Source organism: Erwinia sp. PsM31, from assembly GCF_030433775.1.
Taxonomy (GTDB): Bacteria; Pseudomonadota; Gammaproteobacteria; order Enterobacterales; family Enterobacteriaceae; genus Erwinia; species Erwinia aeris.
Genome location: NZ_JARUWZ010000034.1, coordinates 20,668 through 43,540, shown reverse-complemented (window position 1 = coordinate 43,540; position 22,873 = coordinate 20,668). Strand labels below are relative to the sequence as shown.

Annotated in this window: 20 protein-coding genes; 12 read left to right on the top strand and 8 right to left on the bottom strand. The window is 56.6% G+C overall.

The features are described from left to right. Window positions 1-205: 205 nt before the first annotated feature. Window positions 206-751 carry an oligoribonuclease gene (gene orn / locus QCD69_RS19885; protein ID WP_253455908.1) on the bottom strand — a complete coding sequence of 182 codons (546 nt, stop codon included), beginning with the start codon at window positions 749-751 and terminating at the stop codon, window positions 206-208. A gap of 91 nt (window positions 752-842) precedes the next feature. On the opposite strand from orn, the gene rsgA reads away from it, so the two are divergent. The 3 genes from rsgA to mscM all read left to right on the top strand — a co-directional run bounded on the left by rsgA (window position 843) and on the right by mscM (window position 6,218). Then, on the top strand, window positions 843-1,892 hold the full coding sequence (gene rsgA, locus QCD69_RS19880) for a small ribosomal subunit biogenesis GTPase RsgA (protein WP_253455910.1): 1,050 nt from the start codon (window positions 843-845) through the stop codon (window positions 1,890-1,892). A gap of 87 nt (window positions 1,893-1,979) precedes the next feature. Then, window positions 1,980-2,879 carry an archaetidylserine decarboxylase gene (gene asd / locus QCD69_RS19875; RefSeq protein ID WP_253455913.1) on the top strand — a complete coding sequence of 300 codons (900 nt, stop codon included), beginning with the start codon at window positions 1,980-1,982 and terminating at the stop codon, window positions 2,877-2,879. 9 nt (window positions 2,880-2,888) lie between these two features. Next, complete coding sequence (gene mscM / locus QCD69_RS19870) at window positions 2,889-6,218, top strand: miniconductance mechanosensitive channel MscM (protein ID WP_253455916.1); 3,330 nt, start codon at window positions 2,889-2,891, stop codon at window positions 6,216-6,218. Window positions 6,219-6,326: 108 nt separating this feature from the next. Here the strand turns inward: mscM and epmA are convergent, their stop codons facing one another. Then, window positions 6,327-7,304 carry an elongation factor P--(R)-beta-lysine ligase gene (epmA, locus tag QCD69_RS19865; RefSeq protein ID WP_253455919.1) on the bottom strand — a complete coding sequence of 326 codons (978 nt, stop codon included), beginning with the start codon at window positions 7,302-7,304 and terminating at the stop codon, window positions 6,327-6,329. Between the two features lie 262 nt (window positions 7,305-7,566). Here epmA and frdA point away from each other — a divergent pair, with 262 nt between their 5' ends. The 5 genes from frdA to QCD69_RS19840 all read left to right on the top strand — a co-directional run bounded on the left by frdA (window position 7,567) and on the right by QCD69_RS19840 (window position 11,441). After that, complete coding sequence (gene frdA, locus QCD69_RS19860) at window positions 7,567-9,348, top strand: fumarate reductase (quinol) flavoprotein subunit (RefSeq protein ID WP_253455921.1); 1,782 nt, start codon at window positions 7,567-7,569, stop codon at window positions 9,346-9,348. Then, complete coding sequence (locus tag QCD69_RS19855) at window positions 9,341-10,075, top strand: succinate dehydrogenase/fumarate reductase iron-sulfur subunit (protein ID WP_253455924.1); 735 nt, start codon at window positions 9,341-9,343, stop codon at window positions 10,073-10,075. The genes frdA and QCD69_RS19855 overlap by 8 nt, the downstream gene beginning before the upstream one ends. An 11-nt stretch (window positions 10,076-10,086) precedes the next feature. Beyond that, window positions 10,087-10,491 carry a fumarate reductase subunit FrdC gene (gene frdC, locus QCD69_RS19850; protein WP_301253291.1) on the top strand — a complete coding sequence of 135 codons (405 nt, stop codon included), beginning with the start codon at window positions 10,087-10,089 and terminating at the stop codon, window positions 10,489-10,491. After that, window positions 10,491-10,844, top strand: a complete 354-nt coding sequence (gene frdD / locus QCD69_RS19845) for a fumarate reductase subunit FrdD (protein ID WP_253455928.1) — start codon at window positions 10,491-10,493, stop codon at window positions 10,842-10,844. The genes frdC and frdD overlap by 1 nt, the downstream gene beginning before the upstream one ends. A 72-nt stretch (window positions 10,845-10,916) precedes the next feature. Then, the gene (locus QCD69_RS19840) at window positions 10,917-11,441 is read left to right on the top strand and encodes a lipocalin family protein (RefSeq protein WP_253455930.1); all 525 of its coding nucleotides are present in this window, start codon (window positions 10,917-10,919) and stop codon (window positions 11,439-11,441) included. A gap of 54 nt (window positions 11,442-11,495) precedes the next feature. Here the strand turns inward: QCD69_RS19840 and QCD69_RS19835 are convergent, their stop codons facing one another. After that, window positions 11,496-11,630 carry an entericidin A/B family lipoprotein gene (locus QCD69_RS19835; RefSeq protein ID WP_034939964.1) on the bottom strand — a complete coding sequence of 45 codons (135 nt, stop codon included), beginning with the start codon at window positions 11,628-11,630 and terminating at the stop codon, window positions 11,496-11,498. 259 nt (window positions 11,631-11,889) lie between these two features. After that, complete coding sequence (gene efp / locus QCD69_RS19830) at window positions 11,890-12,456, bottom strand: elongation factor P (RefSeq protein ID WP_125290277.1); 567 nt, start codon at window positions 12,454-12,456, stop codon at window positions 11,890-11,892. Between the two features lie 41 nt (window positions 12,457-12,497). Here efp and epmB point away from each other — a divergent pair, with 41 nt between their 5' ends. Beyond that, window positions 12,498-13,526, top strand: a complete 1,029-nt coding sequence (gene epmB / locus QCD69_RS19825) for an EF-P beta-lysylation protein EpmB (protein ID WP_301253289.1) — start codon at window positions 12,498-12,500, stop codon at window positions 13,524-13,526. Between the two features lie 56 nt (window positions 13,527-13,582). On the opposite strand, the gene QCD69_RS19820 is transcribed toward epmB, so the two are convergent. Next, complete coding sequence (locus tag QCD69_RS19820; RefSeq protein ID WP_253455934.1) at window positions 13,583-13,933, bottom strand: DUF4156 domain-containing protein; 351 nt, start codon at window positions 13,931-13,933, stop codon at window positions 13,583-13,585. An 893-nt stretch (window positions 13,934-14,826) separates the two neighbouring features. Here QCD69_RS19820 and QCD69_RS19815 point away from each other — a divergent pair. Further along, window positions 14,827-16,953 carry an autotransporter outer membrane beta-barrel domain-containing protein gene (locus QCD69_RS19815; RefSeq protein ID WP_301253287.1) on the top strand — a complete coding sequence of 709 codons (2,127 nt, stop codon included), beginning with the start codon at window positions 14,827-14,829 and terminating at the stop codon, window positions 16,951-16,953. 58 nt (window positions 16,954-17,011) lie between these two features. Here QCD69_RS19815 and groL read toward each other — a convergent pair whose 3' ends face one another. The 3 genes from groL to QCD69_RS19800 all read right to left on the bottom strand — a co-directional run bounded on the left by groL (window position 17,012) and on the right by QCD69_RS19800 (window position 19,669). Beyond that, the gene (gene groL / locus QCD69_RS19810; protein ID WP_125290274.1) at window positions 17,012-18,658 is read right to left on the bottom strand and encodes a chaperonin GroEL; all 1,647 of its coding nucleotides are present in this window, start codon (window positions 18,656-18,658) and stop codon (window positions 17,012-17,014) included. A 44-nt stretch (window positions 18,659-18,702) separates the two neighbouring features. After that, a complete protein-coding gene (locus QCD69_RS19805) occupies window positions 18,703-18,996 on the bottom strand; it encodes a co-chaperone GroES (protein ID WP_125290273.1) in 294 nt (97 codons plus the stop codon). A gap of 211 nt (window positions 18,997-19,207) precedes the next feature. Beyond that, window positions 19,208-19,669, bottom strand: a complete 462-nt coding sequence (locus QCD69_RS19800) for an FxsA family protein (RefSeq protein ID WP_253455937.1) — start codon at window positions 19,667-19,669, stop codon at window positions 19,208-19,210. 315 nt (window positions 19,670-19,984) lie between these two features. Here QCD69_RS19800 and aspA point away from each other — a divergent pair, with 315 nt between their 5' ends. After that, window positions 19,985-21,415, top strand: a complete 1,431-nt coding sequence (gene aspA, locus QCD69_RS19795; RefSeq protein WP_253455939.1) for an aspartate ammonia-lyase — start codon at window positions 19,985-19,987, stop codon at window positions 21,413-21,415. A 116-nt stretch (window positions 21,416-21,531) separates the two neighbouring features. Further along, window positions 21,532-22,833, top strand: coding sequence for an anaerobic C4-dicarboxylate transporter (locus QCD69_RS19790; RefSeq protein ID WP_301253285.1), 1,302 nt, complete (start codon window positions 21,532-21,534; stop codon window positions 22,831-22,833). Window positions 22,834-22,873 lie beyond the last annotated feature (40 nt).

The window sequence follows — 22,873 nt, the reverse complement described above, 5'->3', positions numbered from 1 at the left end:
AACTCGCGACCCCGACCTTGGCAAGGTCGTGCTCTACCAACTGAGCTATTCCCGCTCTGCGTATCAGGTAAAAACTCTTCCTGTACGGGGAGCGCATTATACGAGAAATGAGAATCGCCGCAAGCCTGCAACGCCACTTTTTTTCGCTTTGCCGCCTGATTGCTGACAAAACCAGCATAACGCTAATTTTGTCAGCGCTTCGCTCCTAGAGTTGGATAAAATGCTCGCGGTACCAGGCCAGCTCGGCAACCGACTCCCGAATATCATCCATCGCCTGGTGCGTGCCCTGCTTTTTAAAACCGGCAAGGATTTCCGGCTTCCAACGGCGCGCCAGCTCTTTCAGCGTGCTGACGTCCAGATAGCGATAGTGGAAGTAGGCCTCCAGCTCCGGCATATATTTAAACAGGAAGCGACGATCCTGAGCGATGCTGTTGCCGCAGATTGGGGAACTGTTCTCCGGCACCCACTTTTTCAGGAACGCCAGCGTCGCCTGCTCGGCGGCGCGATCGTCGTACTGACTCGCTTTCACTCGCTCCACCAGCCCGCTGTTGGTATGGGTGTTCACGTTCCACTCATCCATCAGCGCCAGCTGCGCATCGGACTGATGGACGGCGAACACCGGTCCTTCCGCAAGGATATTCAGATCGGAATCGGTCACCAGCGTGGCGATTTCGATAATACGATCCTGTTCCGGGTCCAGGCCGGTCATTTCAAGGTCAATCCAGATCAGATTACTGGCATTTACTGTCATAGGGTTTCTCGCCGTGGCTTATATCATCAAACGTTAGGGTGTATCATAAACGTTTTGCCCTGTCAGGGCGAAGCTAAGCCTGTGAGGAAGCGTGAGCAAGAACAAACTGTCTAAAGGTCAGCAACGTCGCGTCAGTGCCAACCATGAGCGCCGTCTGAAGCAGCGCGCCGACAAGCCGGAGCCGGATGATAGCCTGTTTGGTGAAGCGCGCGACGGCGTGGTGATCAGTCGTTTCGGGATGCACGCCGACGTGGAAGATGCGGACGGCAGCGTCCACCGCTGTAATATTCGCCGCACCCTTCGTTCGCTGGTGACCGGCGACCGCGTACTCTGGCGGCCCGGCGTGCAGAGCGCCAAAGGCATTGTGGAAGCGGTGCACGAGCGCACCTCGGTACTGACCCGTCCTGACTTCTACGACGGCGTAAAGCCGATTGCCGCCAATATCAATCAGATCGTTATCGTCTCGGCCATTCTGCCGGAGCTGTCGCTGAATATTATCGACCGCTATCTGGTGGCCAGCGAAACGCTGGATATCGAGCCGCTGCTGGTGCTGAATAAAACGGATCTGCTGGATGACGAAGGCATGGCCTTTGTGCAGGAGCAGATGACTATTTACCGCAACATCGGCTATCGCGTCGTGATGGTCTCCAGCCATCGCAAGCAGGGCCTGAGCGAACTGGAAGCCGCGCTGGTTGATCGCGTCAGCATTTTCGCCGGCCAGTCGGGCGTAGGGAAATCCAGCCTGCTTAATGCGCTGCTGGGGCTGGACTCTGCGGCAGAGATCCTCACCAACGACGTTTCCGACGTCTCCGGTCTTGGTCAGCACACCACTACCGCAGCCCGTCTTTACCACTTCCCTAACGGCGGTGACGTTATCGACTCGCCGGGCGTGCGCGAATTCGGTTTATGGCATCTGGAGCCGGAACAAATCACCCGCGGATTTGTCGAATTCCGTGAGTTTTTAGGTCACTGCAAATTCCGTGATTGCAAGCATGACACCGATCCGGGCTGCGCTATCCGCGAAGCGGTAGAACGCGGCGATATCGACGAGTCGCGTTTTGCCAACTACCACCGAATTCTGGACAGCATGTCGGATATGCAGCTAAAAACGCGACGCAGTTTTTCTGAAAACAGCGACTGAGATCCGCGCGGCGGGCGTCGTAGCCTGAATGCACGGACGCTGTTACAATCCGCACCCTTAATTATTTCAGAAAGCCAGGAGGCTATTGTGTTGGATCGTCTGAAGCTCGGCCTGAATGCTGTTTTGCCGAAAAAAGGCCTTACTGAACTGGCCGGTTGGGGCGCAGGCAAGCGCGCCGGCTGGCTGACTAAAGCCGTTATCGATATTTTTGTCTGGTTCTACAAAGTTGATATGAAAGAGGCGCAGAAGCCCGATACCGCCAGCTACCGGACCTTTAACGATTTCTTCGTGCGTCCGCTGCGTGACGAGGCTCGCCCGATTGAAACCGATCCTAATCTACTGGTGCTGCCATGCGATGGCGCAATCAGCCAGCTGGGCCATATCGACGAGGATCGCATCTTCCAGGCGAAGGGCCATACCTATACCCTGGAAGCGCTGCTGGCGGGCGACGTCGCGATGACCGATATGTTCCGCAACGGCGAGTTTGTCACCACTTACCTGGCGCCGCGCGACTATCACCGCGTGCATATGCCGTGCAACGGCATCCTGCGTGAGATGATCTACGTGCCGGGCGATCTTTACTCCGTGAACCCTTTGACGGCGCAAAATATCCCTAACCTGTTTGCCCGTAACGAACGCGTTATCTGCCTGTTTGATACCGAGTTCGGCCCGATGGCGCAGATTCTGGTCGGTGCCACTATCGTCGGCAGCATCGAAACCGTCTGGGCGGGCACGGTAACGCCGCCGCGCGAAGGCGTGATCAAACGCTGGCGCTGGCCGGGCGCGGAAGAAGAGGGATCGGTAGTGCTGCTGAAAGGCCAGGAGATGGGCCGCTTTAAGCTGGGATCGACCGTTATCAACCTGTTCGCCGAAGGTAAAGTGAAACTGGCGGAAAGCCTGACGCCGGAAACCACCACGCGTCTGGGCCAGCCGCTGGCTATCGCGCTGCAAAAAACCAGTGCTGAAGAAGTCTTACATCACCCATAGCAGAGACGTATGTTACGCCTGATAGTTATTCTTTTCGTGGGCTGGACGCTGCTCCAGCCCGCCTGGGCCGCCAGCGCCCCCGACGCTGCGCAGATTAAACAGGCCCTGGAAGAGGCGAAGTCCAGTCAGGACACGCCCAATCAGGCGGAAATCGTGGATGCGCTTCAGTCAGCGCTAAACTGGATCGATGACCAACAAAAGTCGCAGGCCAACGCCAGCGACTATCAGCAGGTTATTGACGATTTTCCCCGCCTTTCCCGCGAATTACGCCAGCAGCTGGTCGTGCTGGGCGACAGCAGCAAAACGGTGAGCGCTACCATGACGGCGGCGGAGCTGGATCAGGAGATCCTGCAGATCAGCAGCCAGCTGCTGGAAGAAGGTCGCCAGGCGCAGCAGGAGCAGGATCGCGCCAGGGAAATCAGCGACTCTCTGGCCCAGCTGCCGCAGCAGCAAACCGACGCCCGACGCGCGCTGAATGAGATTGAACGGCGCCTTCAGGCTCAGCCCACCCCCACCACGCCGCTCGCTCAGGCACAGCTCTCCGCTCGCCAGGCAGAGTCGGCAGCGCGTAAAGCCCGCGTCGATGAACTGGAGCTGGCGCAGCTGTCGGCCAACAACCGTCAGGAGCTGGCGCGGATGCGCGGCGAGCTTCACCAGCGTAAAGCCACCCAGCTGGATGCGTATCTGCAGGCGCTGCGCAATCAGCTGAACAGCCGCCGTCAGCGCGAAGCCGAAATCGCGCTGGAAAAAACGGAACAGCTGGCGGAAAACAGCGGCGAGCTGCCGCAAAGACTCAGCGAACAGTTCCGTATTAACCGGGAGCTGTCCGCCGCGCTGAATGAACAGGCGCAGCGCATGGATCTGGTCGCCTCGCAGCAGCGTACCGCCGTTAATCAAACTATTCAGGTTCGCCAGGCGCTGAGCACTATCCGCGAGCAGTCGCAGTGGCTCGGCGTCTCCACGGTGCTGGGTGAAGCCCTGCGCGCGCAGGTGGCTCGCCTGCCGGAAATGCCCAAACCGCAGCAGCTGGATAACGATATGGCCCAGCTGCGCGTCCAGCGGCTGCGCTATGAAGATCTGCTGGAGCGCCAGCAGCAGCTGCGTCAGCTCCGCCAGGATGACGGCACGCCGCTAACCAGCGAGCAGCGCCGCATCCTCGACGCCCAGCTGAAAACCCAGCGCGAGCTGATTGGCTCGCTGCTTTCCGGCAGCGACAACCTGATCCTGGAAGTGACCAAGCTTAAAGTCGCCAACGGTCAGCTTGAGGACGCGCTGCGGGAAATCAAAGAGGCGACGCATCGCTATCTGTTCTGGACGGCGGATGTCGGCGCGCTGCATCTCGACTTCCCGCTGCTGCTGATGCGCGATCTACGCAATCTGCTGTCGCTGAATACGCTGGGCCAGCTGGGCGGCGCGCTGGTGATGATGTTTACCAACCGGGAAACCGTGCTGCCCATTATCGGTGCGGTTTTGCTGGTAGGCTTCAGCCTGAGTTCGCGCCGACACTATCGTGATTTCCTGGACCGTTCCGCCAGTAAGGTGGGCAAAGTCACTCAGGATCGCTTTGGGCTGACCATGCGCACCGTGTTCTGGTCGATTCTGGTGGCGCTGCCGCTGCCGGTGCTGTGGATGGCGCTGGGCTACGGTTTGCAGCACGCCTGGCCCTACCCCGTCGCCGTGGCGATTGGCGACGGCATCACCGCCACCGTGCCGCTGCTGTGGGCCTTTATGATCAGCGCGGGCTTTGCCCGCTCTAAAGGATTGTTTATCGTCCACTTCCGCTGGCAGCAGAATCGGGTGGCGCGCGCGATGCGCTTCTATACGCTCTGCATCGGCTTTGTGGTGCCGCTGATTATGCTGCTGATAGGCTTTGATAACCTGGACGAGCGCCATTTCTCCGCCACGCTGGGCCGCCTCTGCTTTATCCTGATCTGCGGCGCGTTGAGCCTGGTGACCATCAGCCTGAAACGCGCGGGCATTCCTCTTTACCTGGATAAAGAGGGCAACGGCGAAAACTTTATCAGCAATATCTTGTGGAACATGATGATCTGCATTCCGCTGATCGCCGCGCTGGCTTCCTGCATCGGCTATCTGGCCACCGCGCAGGCGCTGCTGGCCAGGGTGGAAACCTCGCTGGCTATCTGGTTCCTGCTGCTGATTATCTATCACATTATTCGCCGCTGGATGCTTATTCAGCGTCGCCGCATCGCTTTCGATCGCGCGCGCAACCGACGGGCGGAAATACTGGCCCAGCGCGCCAAAGGTGAAGAGGAAACCACGGCTACGCAAAGCACGGAAACGGAAGTCGACGAGCCGGTTATCGATCTGGACGCCATCAGCGCCCAGTCGCTGCGGCTGGTACGCTCCATCCTGACGCTGATTGCGCTGGTGTCGGTTATTGTGCTTTGGTCAGAGATCCATTCGGCGTTCGGCTTTCTGGAGAACATCAGGCTGTGGGATGCCAGCACCACGGTGCAGGGCGTGGAAAGCCTGGAGCCGATCACGCTCGGCTCGGTGCTGATTGCGATCCTGGTGCTGATTATTACCACGCAGCTGGTGCGTAATATGCCGGCGCTGCTTGAGCTGGCGCTGCTCCAGCACCTTAATCTGACGCCCGGTACCGGTTATGCCATCACCACGCTGACCAAATACACGCTGATTCTGGTTGGCGGCCTGGCCGGGTTCTCAATGATCGGCATCGACTGGTCGAAGCTGCAATGGCTGGTGGCGGCGCTGGGCGTGGGGCTGGGCTTTGGATTACAGGAAATTTTCGCCAACTTTATTTCCGGCCTGATTATCCTGTTTGAAAAGCCGATCCGCATCGGCGATACCGTTACCATTCGCGATCTGACCGGCAGCATTACGCGGATTAACACGCGCGCGACGACAATCACCGACTGGGATCGCAAAGAGATTATCGTGCCGAATAAGGCCTTTATTACCGAGCAGTTTATTAACTGGTCGCTCTCCGATTCGGTTACGCGCGTGGTGCTGACTATTCCTGCGGCGGCGGAAGCCAACAGCGAAGAGGTAACCAACGTGCTGCTGACCGCCGCGCAGCGCTGTCAGTACGTGCTCGACACGCCGCCGCCGGAAGCGTTCCTGGTGGATTTGCAGCAGGGCATTCAGCTGTTTGAGCTGCGCATTCACGCGGCGGAGATGGGCCACAGGATGCCGCTGCGCCACGAGCTGCATCAGCTTATTTTGCAGGGCTATCACGAGCACGGGCTGGAGATGCCTTTCCCACCGTTCCAGGTGCGTATGGAAACCATCGGGCGCAAAACGCCGGTCAACAACGGCGTGCCGGCGGCCAGAACGTATAAATCAGGCGGGCTGTAGACGCAGAACGGCTAAATCAGGCGGGCTGTTAATACAGGCCAGAACGGTTAAATCAGGCGGGCTGTAGACGCAGGCCAGGGCGCAATCCCTGGCCTTTTTTCTGGCGACTTAACAGCGGTCGACGGAGAACGCGATCACTTCGCTCAGCTGCGACGCCTTAAGCGCCAGCATCACAATGCGATCCACGCCCAGCGCCACGCCGGAGCATTCCGGCATGCCGTGCGCCAGCGCGTCCAGCAGATTAGTGTCAATCGGCTGCTGCGGCAGGCCAAGCGCGGCCCGCTTGCGGTTATCCTGCTCAAAACGCTGGCGCTGCTCGCGGCTGTCGGTCAGCTCACGGAAGCCGTTGGCCAGCTCAATGCCTTTGAAATAGACCTCGAAGCGTTCCGCCACGCGGTGATCTTCAGTGCTGATCTCCGCCAGCGCCGCCTGGCTGGCCGGGAAATGGTACACAAACGCCGGTTTCTCTTTGCCGATTTGCGGCTCCACGCCCGTGACAAACAGCAGCTGAAGCAGCGTGTCGCGGTCTTCCTCGCGGTTAGCCAAATCGCCCACGCCCAGCTTTTCCGCCACTTCACGCATTTGCGCTTTATCTGCCGACAGCGGATCCATCTCCAGATGACGCAGAAAAGCCTGCTGATAGGAGAGCGTTTCCGCAGGCGCGCACTCCAGCACCTGCTGTAGCAGATCGTCCACCTCGTTCATCAGCCGGTACATATCGTAATGCGGCCGATACCACTCCAGCATGGTGAACTCAGGGTTGTGATGGCGTCCCGCTTCCTCATTACGGAAGCAGCGGCAAAGCTGGAAAATCGGCCCGCTGCCCGCTGCCAGCAGCCGCTTCATATGGTATTCCGGGCTGGTCATCAGGTAGAGATCCAGCCCCTGCGCCGCACCCGGCCCGACAAAACGCGTCTGAAAAGGAAACAGGTGGATGTCGGTTACGGTTGCCTGGCTCATCGCCGGGGTTTCCACTTCCAGCACCCCACGATCGGCAAAGAAACGCCGGATTTCAGCCATTATCGCTGCCCGTTTTAACAAGTTGGTGACGGGCGCGCTCGGCTGCCAGCTGGCCGTATCGCTCATAGTTTGTACTCCTCAGGGATCAGGGTGAAGCAGTCTACCCGAGGCGCTTCGTACAAACAAACCTGCGCCGGTAAAAAAAACGCGCGCCCGATACAGCGTCCACTGCGGAAAACGTTAACCCCTTAACATTATTGCCGTCATTTTTTCACCTGTTTGCCTGAGCATATCAATTTTACCCGCTACTGCCGGTTTTATACTGCTGTCTCCGTTAACCGAGGGTATCCCCTCATCCTTTCTATAACGGCCTGACAGGGAGAATATCGTGCAAACTTTTACTGCCGATCTGGTGATTGTCGGCGCGGGCGGTGCCGGGCTGCGGGCGGCCATCGCCGCTGCGGAGGCCCACCCCACGCTTTCCATTGCGCTGGTTTCAAAAGTCTATCCCATGCGCAGCCATACCGTCGCCGCTGAAGGCGGTTCCGCCGCCGTCACGCAGGCGCATGACAGCTTCGATCTGCATTTTCAGGATACCGTTTCCGGCGGCGACTGGCTGTGCGAACAGGATGTGGTGGACTACTTCGTGCAGCACTGCCCGCAGGAGATGGCCCAGCTGGAGATCTGGGGCTGCCCCTGGAGCCGTCGTGAAGATGGCTCGGTCAACGTGCGCCGCTTCGGCGGCATGAAAATCGAGCGCACCTGGTTCGCCGCCGACAAGACCGGCTTCCATATGCTGCATACGCTGTTTCAGACCTCGCTGAAATATCCGCAGATTACTCGCTTCGATGAGCATTTCGTTCTCGATCTGCTGGTGGATAACGGCGAGGCGCGCGGGCTGGTTGCCATGAACATGATGGAAGGCGCGCTGATAAAAATTCTGGCGAAATCGGTGGTGCTGGCAACCGGCGGCGCGGGGCGCGTCTATCGCTATAACACCAACGGCGGCATCGTTACGGGCGACGGCATGGGAATGGCGCTGCGTCACGGCGTGGCGCTGCGGGACATGGAGTTTGTGCAGTATCACCCGACCGGACTGCCCGGATCCGGTATCCTGATGACCGAAGGCTGTCGCGGCGAGGGCGGCATCCTGGTTAATAAAGACGGCTATCGCTATCTGCAGGATTACGGTATGGGGCCGGAAACGCCGCTCGGCCAGCCCAAAAACAAATATATGGAGCTGGGGCCGCGCGACAAGGTGTCGCAGGCTTTCTGGCATGAGTCGCAGAAAGGCCGCACCATTCATACGCCGCGCGGCGAGGTCGTCCATCTCGATTTGCGCCATCTGGGCGAGAAAAAACTGCTGGAGCGGCTGCCGTTTATCTGCGAGCTGAGCAAAGCCTACGTCGGCGTCGATCCCGTTACCAGCCCTATCCCTATCCGTCCGACGGCGCACTACACCATGGGCGGTATCGCTACGGACGCCAGCTGTGAAACCACTATTCGTGGGCTGTTTGCCGTGGGCGAATGCTCGTCGGTGGGCCTGCACGGCGCTAACCGGCTGGGATCGAATTCGCTGGCGGAACTGGTAGTGTTTGGCCGTCTGGCCGGTGAAAACGCCGCCGTCAGGGCGCTGGAAAATCGTAACTTCGCCACCGCCGCGCTGGACGCCCAGGCCCGCGACTGCGAGCAGCGGCTGAAGGCGCTGGTTAATCAGCCCGGCGACGAGCGCTGGTCGACGCTGCGCGATGAAATGGGCATGACGATGGAGGAAGGCTGCGGTATCTACCGCACGCCGGAACTGATGCAGCAGACTATCGACAAGCTGGCGGAGCTGAAAGCGCGCTTCGGCCGCGTGCGCATCCGCGACAGCTCCAGCGTCTTCAACACCGAACTGCTCTATGCCATTGAGCTGGAGCACGGGCTGAACGTGGCGGAATGTATGGCGCACGCGGCTTTCGCGCGTAAAGAGTCGCGCGGCGCACACCAGCGTCTGGATGAGGGCTGCCGCGAGCGCGACGACGAGCGTTTTTTGCAGCACTCGCTGAGCTTTTTCAACGCGCAGGGCGCGCCGACCATCGCCTGGGGCGACGTCGTGATTACCCGGCTGCCGCCGGCGAAACGCGTTTACGGCGCGGAATCAGAACATAAGGAGGCGCAAAATGGCTGACCTGGCGCATTGCAACATTGCCATCCAACGCTATAACCCGGAAACGGATAAGGCACCTTACTTTGTCACCTACCCGGTTCCCTGGGACGAGCAAACCTCGCTGCTGGACGCGTTGGGATATATCAAAGACAACCTGGCCGGCGATCTGTCCTTTCGCTGGTCATGTCGCATGGCTATCTGCGGCTCCTGCGGCATGATGGTGGACGGCGTGCCAAAGCTCGCCTGTAAAACCTTCCTGCGCCACTATCCGCAGGGGATCCGCGTAGAGCCGCTGGCTAACTTCCCCATCGAGCGCGATCTGGTGGTGGATATGAGCCGCTTTATCGAGAGCCTGGCGGCAATCAAGCCCTGGATTATCGGCGATTCGTCGCAGGCGCAGAACGGCCCCAACCGGCAGACGCCGGCGCAAATGGCGCGCTACCACCAGTTTGCCGGCTGCATCAACTGCGGCCTGTGCTACGCCGCCTGTCCGCAGTTCGGGCTTAACCCGGAATTTATCGGCCCGGCCGCTATTACGCTGGCCCACCGCTACAACCTCGACAGCCGCGACAAAGGCAAACGCGCGCGAATGCCGCAGCTGAACGGCGATAACGGCGTCTGGCCCTGCACTTTTGTTGGCTTCTGCTCGGAGGTCTGCCCGAAACATGTCGATCCGGCCGCCGCTATCCAGCAGAGCAAAGTGGAAAGCGCCAAAGACTATCTGATCGCCAGCCTCAGGCCACAATAAGGAGTTGCCAGATGAGTTCTAAACGCAATGCTTATCACCGCCCGGTTACGGCCGACTGGTGGCGAAAAACGGGTTTCTATCGCTTCTATATGCTGCGCGAAGGCACGGCGCTTCCGGCGCTCTTGTTTAGCGTAGAGCTGATTTTCGGGCTGTACGCGCTAAAGCACGGCACGGAAAGCTGGGCAGCCTTCGTGAATTTTCTACAGCATCCCATGCTGCTGCTGTTGAACCTGATTGCGCTGGCCGCGGCGCTGCTGCACAGCAAAACCTGGTTTGAGCTGGCGCCTAAGGCGTCGATTATCGTTATTGGCGACAAGAAGCTGTCGTCCGGGCCGATTGTTAAAAGCCTGTGGCTGGCGATGGCGCTGATTAGCCTTGCCATGCTGGCCGCTGTTCTGCTGGTAAGGGAGGGATAATGAAAAATAAAAACCGTTCTGACGAGCCGTTGTTCTGGGGCATGTTTGGCGCGGGCGGCATGTGGGCCGCGCTGGTGTCGCCCGTTGTGGTGCTGCTGGCGGGTATCATGATGCCGCTGGGGCTGGGCGCGCCGTCGGCCTTCAGCTTTGAGCGCATCCTTGGCTTTGCGCAAAGCTGGCCGGGCCGCCTCTTTCTTTTTCTGGCTATCGTGCTGCCGCTCTGGTGCGCGGTGCATCGGCTGCACCACATGACGCACGATCTGAAAATTCATCTTCCCGCCAGCAAATGGATTTTCTATGGCCTGGCCGCCATTTTGAGCATCGTCACCGCGATTGGCGTACTGACGCTTTGATAACCGGGCGGCTTCGGGCCGCCTGCGCAAAATGGCCTATACTTAAGCAGTTCAAACGCAAAGGAATCGCTTATGTCTCTCTGGAAAATGCTGGCCGCAGGCGCCGGCGCCCTTCTCTCTGTCGCCTGTACCACCACGCCGCCGAAAGGCGTCACGCCCATCGAAGGCTTCAACGCCGACCTTTATCTGGGCAGCTGGTATGAAATCGCCCGTCTGGATCACCGTTTCGAACGCGGCCTGGATCACGTGACCGCCACCTACAGCAAGCGCGACGACGGCGGGCTGAAGGTGATCAACCGCGGCTTTAACGTCAAAAAACAGCGCTGGCAGGAAAGCATCGGCAAAGCCTACTTTACCGGTTCGCCAAGCCAGGCGGCGCTGAAAGTCTCCTTCTTCGGGCCTTTTTATGGCGGCTACAACGTGATCGCGCTGGATAAAGACTATCAGCACGCGCTGGTCTGCGGGCCAAACAGAAACTATCTGTGGATTTTATCGCGCACGCCGCAGCTCGACGGCAAGGTAAAAGAAGAGCTGACGGCGAAGGCGCGTCAGGCCGGTTTTGACGTGAACAAGCTGATTTGGGTGAAGCAGGATTAATACCCTGTGAAGGCTGAAAACAAGAAGGCCGGTGTGCAAACACCGGCCTCTCTTTTACTGAGCGCTTCGCTGGATCGCTCGTCCGCCTGCGGACACGTCTTCGCCTACCCCACGGGTGGTATTACAGGCGGTAAGCGCAGAAGAGAGCACCAGAACGGAAAAGATCGCGACAATACTTTTCTTTAACATAACCAGTTCCTTTTAATTAGAAGTAAAGTACAGCGTGTTAAGCATAGTCGTAATTTCGCGAATGCGTCTGGCGAGGCGGAAAGGAAGACGGGAACTCAGCTGACAGTGTGTGAGATGACGCCGCCCGGGTGCCGGGCGTCTTTGCCGAAGCCGTGGAAAATATTGCGCTCAGCGCGCAGGCCGTTAGAGTGACAGCAATAAAAGAGGCGGTTTATGGGGCGGGAAAAAATAAGGGCCCGCGCAGGCAGGCCCATACCACTTATTTTACGCGAGAAACGTATTCGCCCGAACGGGTGTCTACTTTAATCACTTCGCCAATCTGTACGAACAGAGGCACTTTCACTACCGCGCCGGTAGAAAGTTTGGCTGGCTTGCCGCCGGTACCGGCAGTATCGCCTTTCAGGCCTGGATCGGTATCCACGATCTCCAGCTCAACGAAGTTTGGCGGCAGAACCTGAATCGGCTTGCCGTTCCACAGCGTCACGATACACTCTGCGTTGTCCAGCAGCCATTTTGCCGCGTCGCCAACAGTCTTCTCTTCGACAGGGTGCTGTTCGAAGGTTTCCGGGTGCATAAAGTGGTAGAACTCGCCGTCGTTGTACAGGTAGTTCAGGTTGGTATCTACTACGTCTGCGCCTTCGGCGGAGTCGGTAGACTTAAAGGTCTTCTCAACGCGAGTGCCGGTCAGCAGACGACGCATTTTCACACGTGCGAACGCCTGGCCTTTACCTGGCTTAACAAACTCGCTGGATTCGACGGCATAAGGCTCGCCTTCGAACATGATTTTAAGACCGGGACGGAAATCGTTGCTAGAATAAGTCGCCATAAAGGCCCTCTACAATTTAATACTGGTACTTAGCCAAAAAAATGGCACACATTGTAACCCTAAATACCCCTTCGCGAGAAGAATGGTTGCATCAACTTGCAGATGTAATCACCGACCCTGATGAATTATTACAGCTTTTAGGCCTTGATTCACATCCTGAGCTTCGGGGCGGCGCCAACGCGCGCCGTCTTTTTGCTCTGCGCGTGCCGCGCGCTTTTGCGGCAAGAATGCAAAAGGGCGATCCGCAGGATCCGCTGCTGCTCCAGGTGATCACCCAAAGCCAGGAGTTTATCGATGCGCCAGGTTACAGTACCGATCCGCTCGACGAGCAAAGCAGCGTAGTGCCGGGTCTGTTACATAAATATCATAATCGCGCGCTGCTGTTGGTGAAAGGCGGCTGCGCCGTCAACTGCCGTTACTGCTTCCGCCGTCATTTTCCCTATTCGGATAACCAGGGCAACAAGCGCAACTGGCAGCAGGCGCTGGAGTATATCCGACAGCAGCCGCAACTGGATGAAATAATTTTCTCCGGCGGCGATCCGCTGATGGCGAAAGACAGCGAGCTGGCGTGGCTGATAACCGAGCTGGAGCAGATCCCGCACGTGAAAAGGCTGCGTATCCACACTCGTTTGCCGGTGGTTATCCCTGCGCGCATCACGGCTGCGCTTTGCCAGCGGCTGGCAGAGACACGGCTGCAAACGCTGCTGGTCACCCATATCAATCACGCGCGCGAGATTGACGACGAGCTGCTGGAAGCCATGCGGCAGCTGAAGCGAGCGGGCGTCACGTTGCTGAACCAGAGCGTGCTGCTGCGCGGCATCAACGACAGCGCCGCCACGCTGGCGGAGCTCAGTAACGCGCTATTCGACGCCGGGATCCTGCCCTACTATCTGCACGTGCTGGATAAAGTCCAGGGCGCGGCGCACTTCTACGTTTCCGACGAGCAGGCGAGGAATATTATGCGGGAACTGCTGAGCCAGGTTTCCGGCTATATGGTGCCGAAGCTGGCAAGGGAGATTGGCGGTGAGCCAAGCAAAACGCCGCTTGATTTGCAGCTGCGTCAGCAATAAAAAAACAGGAGAAGCGGCAGTCTTCTCCTGTCCGGGTAATCCGTGCTGCTAACGCCTCAGGGACACTTATAAACCTGACCGCTCATTTTGCTGTCCAGCGGCGCGAAGCTTGACCAAATGTTCTGCGTTGGGCTGGTTGCGCCGTAAATCACGTTGCCGCCCATTTCCGCCGCGCGATTGCGTAGATCGTTAGCCGCGCCGCGCAGAGAGCTGCTTTCACCGCCGCCCGCACCGCTCAGCCAGTTGCTTTGTGAGCCGGTCAGGTTGCCCAGCAGCTGACAGCTGCTTGCCGGTTGTTGGTCGGTGAAGGTGACGCGTTCACCTGCTGAACTCAGTTTGGTAGAGCTGCTACAGCCCGCCAGCAGCACCGCCGCGACAGAGAGCCCCAGCAAGACGTTAATCCGCATTTTAATCTCCATTATTATTAACAGACTCATCCGCAGATTAACATAAAATCGGCGATACGCCTGAACTTCTGCTGCGCCGATGAAAAAAAGAGTCGACGGGCATGGCAAAAGAAAGGGGAAAGCGCCTGCTTGATCATAAAATGCCAATATTAGTTTTCATAACTATCGCATTTTATATACATACCCATTGCAAGATGCCGTCGCAACCCGATGATGTTTAGGATTATTCTTTATAGCGTTGAATGCCGGTTTAATTTAATAAGAAAAGGGATGTTATTATAAATAAAATAAATCCTACCCACCACGCTTTCTCCTTTATTTCTTAAGGCATCACAATGTTTTCAACACCGGTAATAAAAAAACTGAAACTCGTTGGCACAGGGTGCAGCTTATTAATTTTAACAAATTACTTACCTCTCGCCTTTAGCGCCCCTAATATAGTCAACATTAATAACGAGCATGTTTATATTTATACGCCGCAAAGCGAAGAAACCCTTTTTAACGTTACCAATGGCGGCAGCTTAACCATCAGCAACGCGGAAGCGGGGTTTACCCCCTCGCCGCAATCGCATCTGTTTAGCGATTCAACGCTGTCGTTGAACAGCAATGCGATCTTTTCAGGCGATATAGACAGCAATAACAGCCATATTATTTTTTCTGACAGTACCTATACCGGAAATATCAGGCCGCTCTCCTCAGCCAGTCTGGGTGACATTTATATTAATGCCTCTGTCGTAAACGGCAGTATCAGGACCGGACAAAATAACCATAATAAAACGGTAACCATTAAGGACGACGTTTTTAATGGACAGGGACGAGTTTCCCCTTTATCTGTCTATAGCGGCAGCCTGATTGTTGAAAACAGTAAACTTAATAACCATAACTTTGCGGTGATGGATATCAGAAATACTGATTCCGCCATTTTGCAAAAGATTGATATCAACAGCACCAGTGATTATGCGGGCGCAATGGCGATAGGCGTCACCGGCATCCTGCTTCAGGATGTCGATAACGTTGATATTATGAATTCTGTTATTACCAGCGACGGAACGGCGATCAGAATGCGTAACAGCGCTGACGACGGCGTGCTGGACAATTTGTTTATCAGCAACTCCACACTGTCGGCTAAGGCAGCCTCAGCGCTCGAAGCCGCTAACAGCGATATGATCATTTATAACTCAACGTTAAATACCGCCAGCAACGGCGATGAAATAGCCTGTTATGCGGGGAGCGCCGCCATCAACGGCTGCGGGGCGTTGCATGTGGAAGGCGCTAATGTTTTCGTCAGTCAACACTCCGTTATCAACAGCAACAACGTTGGCGTATTTATAACGGGAGAAAATAAAACCCAGTTTGACGTCAGCGACTCTTCCATCAACGCACAGAAAGCCGTTTTCAGCGTTAACCAGGGTAATGCCGCCATCGCCCTCCGCAACAATTATTCGTCAGGCTCCCCTTCTGTCACCAGTAAAGAAGGTAAGCTGCTGGAAGCGCTTAATAACAGCCGGGTGGATTTCTCACTCTATAACATTTATGCCAGGGGTGATATTTTTGCGGATGACAGCAGCCGGGTGAACGTTCTTTTAAGCGGCGCCAGCCAGCTGGAAGGCAATATAACCGGTGTGGGTACGCTGGAGATCGGCCGAAGCGCGCAGTGGAAAATGACGGCGGATAACCACATTAAACAATTGTTATTTATCGGCGGCTCGATTCTGATGCCGGATGTTGACCCGAATGATAAATATCATACCTTAACGATCGACAGCCTCACCGGCGCCGGCCTGTTTGCGCTGAATACCAGTTTGCAGAAGATGCAGGGCGATATGCTCAATATTACCCGCGACCTCTATGGCACGTTTTTACTGCGCGTGGCGAACAGCGGTGCGGAGCCTGACGATCCAGACGCCATGCTCAAGGTAGTGCAGGGGCCGAGTAATACGGCGCTGTTTGCGCTGTATGGCGGGAAAGTGGATGCGGGCGTCTGGCAGTACGATCTGATCCAGAAAGATAATGCATGGTATCTGGCTAACAGCGCCCGGCCTGATGCGCCCGATACGCCTGACGCGCCCGATGCGCCCGATGCGCCTGATAACCCTCCGCAGCCTTCGCTTACGCCTTCGGCAGATGCCGTATTGAACATGGCTGCGGCGCCAGGGCTTATTTTTACTAACGAACTGCAAAACCTGCGTCAGCGTCGAGGCGATCTTCGTGACCGGGAAGCCGGAGATGGCGGGCTCTGGGGCCGTTATCTTCACCAAAACACCCGGATAAACAGCGCGACGAGCCGCTGGAAGCTGGGCCAGAACGGCTTTGAACTGGGCGGTGATAAAGCCGTTGCGGCAGGACAAGGCAACTTGCTTGTCGGCGTAATGGCCTCCATCACCAATAATTCCGTCAGGGATGTTCGTGGCGGCAACAGCCAGATTGACAGCTACGGTATCGGGGCGTACGCCAGCTGGTTTGCCGATAGCGGCCTGTATCTGGATACGACAATCAAAATGAACCGCTTTAACAGCCGGCTGCACACGCGCATGAGCGACGGCGTGGCGGTCAGCGGCGGCTACAATCAGTACGGCCTGGGCGGCGCACTGGAGGGCGGCTGGCATATCGTACTGGCGGATGACTATTGGGTGGAGCCTTTTGCCAGAATGATGGTTTTTCGGGCTGACGGAAGCCAAATGACGCTGAGCAACGGCATGAGAGCGCAAATTTATCAGCCATCCCTGGTGCAGGCCGAAACAGGATTGCAGATGGGTAAACGCGTCCGGCTCGGTAAAGCCGTGCTTGATCCTTACCTGAAGGCCAGCGTAACGCACGGACTCGCCAAATCCGCTAAAGTCCGGCTGAACGATCGCTGGGATTTTAACGATGCCGCTAACGCCAGCGCAGGAAGCTACGGCGCGGGGATCGATATCAGCCTTGCCAGGGATGCTTCACTGTATAGCGAACTCACCTATCAAAAAGGGCGTGCTGTTGAATCCCCTCTGACCGCCAATCTGGGCTTTCGCATCGGCTTTTAGGCATAAAAAAACCTGCCATCGCTGGCAGGTTTTTTTCTTTCAGGGGCTGGGTGCCGACTTACATCATGCCGCCCATGCCGCCCATACCACCCATGCCGCCGCCTGCACCTAAGTCTGGCGCATCAGCTTTTGGCAGGTCAGTGACCATGCACTCGGTGGTGATCATCAGGCCCGCAACGGAAGCCGCGTACTGCAGCGCAGAACGGGTCACTTTGGTTGGGTCCAGGATACCGAAGTCGATCATGTTGCCGTATTCTTCGGTCTGCGCGTTGTAACCGTAGTTACCGTCGCCCGCTTTCACGTTGTTAGCGACCACAGATGGCTCTTCGCCTGCGTTAGAAACGATCTGACGCAGTGGGGATTCCATTGCGCGCAGCGCAACTTTGATACCCACGTTCTGGTCTTCGTTCTGGCCTCTCAGCTCGGACAGCAAAGCCGCCACGCGCACCAGCGCCACGCCGCCACCGGCAACCACGCCTTCTTCTACTGCCGCACGGGTAGCGTGCAGAGCATCTTCAACGCGAGCTTTCTTCTCTTTCATTTCAACTTCAGTTGCTGCGCCTACTTTCAGCACGGCCACGCCGCCTGCCAGTTTCGCTACGCGCTCCTGCAGTTTTTCACGATCGTAGTCAGAGGTCGCTTCTTCGATCTGCTGACGGATCTGCGTTACGCGGCCAGAGATCACAGACTCTTCGCCCACGCCATCGATGATGGTAGTGGTGTCTTTGTTGATCACAACGCGTTTTGCCTGACCCAGGTCTTCCAGCGTCGCTTTTTCCAGCTCCATACCGATCTCTTCAGAGATAACGGTACCACCGGTCAGCACAGCGATATCCTGCAGCATAGCTTTACGACGGTCGCCGAAGCCAGGTGCTTTAACCGCAGCCACTTTCACGATGCCGCGCATGGTGTTAACCACCAGAGTCGCCAGCGCTTCGCCTTCAACGTCTTCAGCGATGATCAGCAGCGGCTTGCTTGCTTTTGCCACAGCTTCCAGCACCGGCAGCATTTCGCGGATGTTGGAGATTTTTTTGTCAGCCAGCAGGATGAACGGTGATTCCAGCTCAACCGCACCGGTTTCCGGCTTGTTGATGAAGTAAGGAGACAGGTAGCCGCGATCGAACTGCATACCTTCAACCACGTCCAGCTCGTCCTGCAGGCCGGTGCCTTCTTCAACGGTGATCACGCCTTCTTTGCCCACTTTTTCCATCGCCTGAGCAATCAGGGTACCCACGCTCTCATCGGAGTTAGCGGAGATGGTACCAACCTGAGCAATGGCTTTGGAATCGGAGCAAGGAACGGAAAGTTTTTTCAGCTCATCAACCGCAGCGATAACGGCCTGATCGATACCGCGCTTCAGATCCATCGGGTTCATGCCCGCGGCTACGGCTTTCAGACCTTCGGTGATGATAGACTGTGCCAGCACGGTGGCGGTGGTGGTGCCGTCGCCCGCTGCGTCGTTCGCTTTAGAGGCAACTTCTTTCACCATCTGCGCGCCCATGTTTTCGAACTTGTCGTCCAGCTCGATTTCACGTGCAACGGAAACGCCGTCTTTGGTGATGGTTGGTGCGCCGAAGGATTTATCCAGCACTACGTTACGGCCTTTCGGGCCCAGGGTTACTTTTACTGCGTCTGCCAGTACGTTAACGCCGCGGAGCATTTTAACACGAGCGTCGTTGCCAAATTTTACGTCTTTAGCTGCCATTATCAATATCCCTTAAATTCGTTTCGTTCAATGAGTTACGTAAATTACGCTTCAACAATTGCCAGAATGTCGCTTTCAGAAATGATCAGCACTTCCTGGTTGTCGATTTTCTCAGTTTTCGCACCGTAGCCTTCGCTGAAAATCACGACGTCACCGACTTTTACGTCCAGTGGCTTCACTTCGCCATTTTCCAGGATACGGCCATTGCCAACAGCCAGCACTTCGCCGCGGGTAGATTTCCCTGCTGCTGAGCCGGTCAGAACGATGCCACCAGCCGATTTAGATTCCACTTCTTTACGCTTGACGATAACACGGTCGTGCAATGGACGAATTTTCATTGATAGCTCTCCTTTGAGAAGTCCAATCAGTCATTTTGGGATGAATGCCGGGCTTCACTGGCACCGGCCTCGTGACGCAAGAGATAGGGACAGCGCCCGGCCCTTTCAAGGGGTAAAAAATAAAAATTTTGCTTCTGCGTCACAACTGCACAAATAACAGTCAGCGAAACGGCGGATAAAAGAAAAGGCGGGTTGCCCGCCTTTCTGAAGATTACTGCCTGTCGTGCTTGTCGTCGTGTTCGATAAGCGTGGTGTCTTTACGCTCATACTCGCCGTCCACGGTATAGCCGCTGTCCGGCCCCGCGCCAGGCCCGCGCCAGCTACGCAGGTGCGGCATCAGCTTCAGCGTCAGGTGTTTTTGCACCGGCGGCAGCAGCAGCAGCAGGCCCAGGAAGTCGGTAAAAAAGCCGGGCAGCAGCAGCAGAAAACCGGCCAGGATCAGCGAGACGCTTTTTAGCATCTCTGCCGCCGGGCTTTCCCCCGCCGCCAGCTTTTGCTGCATCAGCATAAAGTTCTTCATGCCTTCGTTTTTCACCAGCGAAATACCGATGCACGAGCTGAACACCACCAGCAGCAGCGTCAGCAGCACGCCCATCACATGGGCAACCTGGATAAAAATAGTGATCTCAATCCAGGCGAGAACAAAAAGTACTAAAAACGGTAACCAGCGCACCGCAGTCTCCTGTCGGTTAGAGCCGCCATGCGCCAGGCATAGCGGCGAAAAAAGGATCGTATCGATTAAAGATGGGCACGTCGCCCCGTCTTTTCAACCGTCAGCAGAAAATTCCCTGCCGCCTCGTCAGATAAACAACGGCAACACGACGGCCAAAAAAACCTCGCGATAAAGTGAAAAGCGTCAATATTTTAACGAATATAGTGATGCTCCTGATGACGCAAAACGTTAACATATCGATCCCGGACTGATGGCGACTCATGGATCATTCTGACTCTGGCTAGTATAACCGGCAGCAATCACAAGAAGGTGCTCATGGCTAACGACATTCGTATCGAAGAAGACCTGTTAGGTATGCGAGAAGTTCCGGCGGATGCTTACTACGGTGTTCATACGCTGCGTGCGATCGAAAATTTCTATATCAGTAACAGTAAGATCAGCGATATTCCGGCCTTTGTTCGCGGCATGGTGATGGTAAAAAAAGCGGCCGCCATGGCCAATAAAGAGCTGCAAACCATTCCCCGTAATGTTGCCAACGCCATTATCAAAGCCTGCGATGAAGTGCTGATTAACGGCAAATGTATGGATCAGTTTCCGGTTGATGTCTATCAGGGCGGCGCCGGGACCTCGGTCAATATGAACACCAACGAGGTGCTGGCCAATATCGGCCTGGAGCTGATGGGCCATCAGAAAGGGGAATATCAGTTTCTGAACCCCAACGATCACGTCAATAAATGCCAGTCCACCAACGACGCCTACCCTACCGGTTTCCGCATCGCGGTTTACAGCTCGATCCTGCAACTGCTGGACGCTATCGGCAACCTTAGCGAAGGCTTCGAGCGTAAAGCCATTGAGTTCAACACCATCCTGAAAATGGGCCGTACCCAGCTACAGGATGCCGTGCCGATGACGCTGGGCCAGGAATTCCACGCGTTTAACGTGCTGCTGAAGGAAGAGATCAAAAACATCCTGCGCACCGCCGAGCTGCTGCTGGAAGTTAACCTGGGCGCAACGGCTATCGGCACCCGCCTTAACACGCCGGATGGTTATCAGCAGCTGGCCGTACAGAAGCTGGCGGAAGTCAGCAATCTGCCGTGCGTACCGGCGGAAGATTTGATCGAGGCGACCTCGGACTGCGGCGCTTACGTCATGGTGCATAGCTCGCTGAAGCGCCTGGCGGTGAAGCTGTCGAAAATCTGTAATGATTTGCGCCTGCTCTCTTCCGGCCCGCGCGCCGGCCTGAACGAAATCAACCTGCCGGAACTGCAGGCTGGCTCTTCTATTATGCCTGCCAAGGTCAACCCGGTCGTGCCGGAAGTGGTTAATCAGGTCTGCTTTAAGGTTATCGGCAATGACGTGACGGTGACGATGGCGTCAGAAGCGGGCCAGCTCCAGCTGAACGTAATGGAGCCGGTCATCGGCCAGGCGCTGTTTGAGTCGGTGTCTATCCTGACCAACGCCTGCGCCAACCTGCTGGAGAAATGCGTGGACGGCATTACCGCCAATAAAGCGGTTTGCGAAGCCTACGTCTTTAACTCAATCGGCATCGTTACCTATCTGAATCCTTATATCGGCCACCATAACGGCGATATCGTCGGCAAGATTTGCGCCGAAACGGGTAAAAGCGTGCGCGAAGTGGTGCTGGAGCGCGGCCTGCTGACCGAAACGGAGCTGGACGACATTTTCTCGACCCAGAACCTGATGTATCCGGTTTATAAAGCGAAACGCTACACCGATGAAGAGTAATCCGCCGCGGTAAGCGAAAAAAGGCACGTTGGTTCACAGAACGACGTGCCTTTTTTTATGCCGCAAGTTACATGCTATCAACCAATTCATAACCAAACAGACCAGGGGAGCAAACTATGATTTTACCTGAGCTTATTGTCGTGCTGGCGGCGATCTATCTGGGCGCGCGACTGGGCGGCATCGGCATCGGCTTCGCTGGCGGCGTGGGCATGCTGATCCTGACGCTGGGGTTTCAGATTAAGCCAGGTGCAATCCCGTTCGATGTGATTGAAATCATCATGGGCGTGATCGCGGCTATTGCGGCAATGCAGGTCGCGGGCGGAATGGATTATCTGGTCAGCCTGGCCGAACGCCTGCTGCGCAAGCATCCGCGCTATATCACTTTTCTGGCGCCGCTGGTGACCTACGCAATGACGCTGCTGGCCGGCACCGGCCATACGGCATTCTCCACGCTGCCGGTGATTGCCGAGGTGGCGAAGGAACAGGGCGTTCGCCCTTCCCGCCCGCTTTCTATTGCGGTAGTCGCCTCGCAAATCGCCATTACCGCCTCGCCTATTTCCGCCGCCGTGGTGTTCCTTTCCGGCATTCTGGAACCGAAGGGCGTCAGCTATCTGGGCCTGCTGGCCGTGGCGATCCCTTCCACGATGGTCGCGATCTTCATCGCCGCGATGATCACCAATTTTCTGGGCAAAGAGCTGCATGAAGATCAGGTTTATCAGCAGCGTCTGGCAAAGGGCGAAGTCACGCTGCGCGGCGAAACGGTATTTAAAGAGAAACCGGGCGCGAAGCTATCCGTACTGCTGTTTTTGATCGGCATTATAGCCGTCGTGCTTTACGCTACCGCGATTAGCGAAACCGTTGGGCTGATCCAGAACCCCGTGCTGCCGCGCAACGAAGCTATTGTGATTTTTATGCTGACCATTGCGGCGCTGATCTGCCTGAGTTGTAAAGTAGATACCGCAAAGATCCTCTCCGCCAGCACGTTCCGTTCCGGCATGAGCGCCTGCATCTGCGTGATGGGCGTCGCCTGGCTGGGCGATACCTTTGTCAAAGCGCATATCAACGAAATTCAGGATTTTGCCGGCAGCCTGCTGCGCGACTATCCATGGATGCTGGCGGTGATCCTCTTTTTTGCCTCCACCCTGCTTTATTCGCAGGCCGCCACCACCAAAGCATTGATGCCTGCGGCGCTGCTGCTGGGCGTGTCGCCGCATACCGCGATAGCCTCTTTCGCCGCCGTCTCGGCGCTGTTCGTGCTGCCTACCTATCCTACGCTGCTGGCCGCCGTGGAAATGGACGATACTGGCTCGACACGCATCGGAAAATTCGTTTTTAATCATTCTTTTATCGTGCCCGGCACGCTGGCGATTGCGCTGTCGGTCGCCTTTGGCTTTCTCTTCGCCAATCTGTTCCTGTAGCGATAAGGGCGGGCTGCGCTGACGGCCCGCCTGGTTAAAC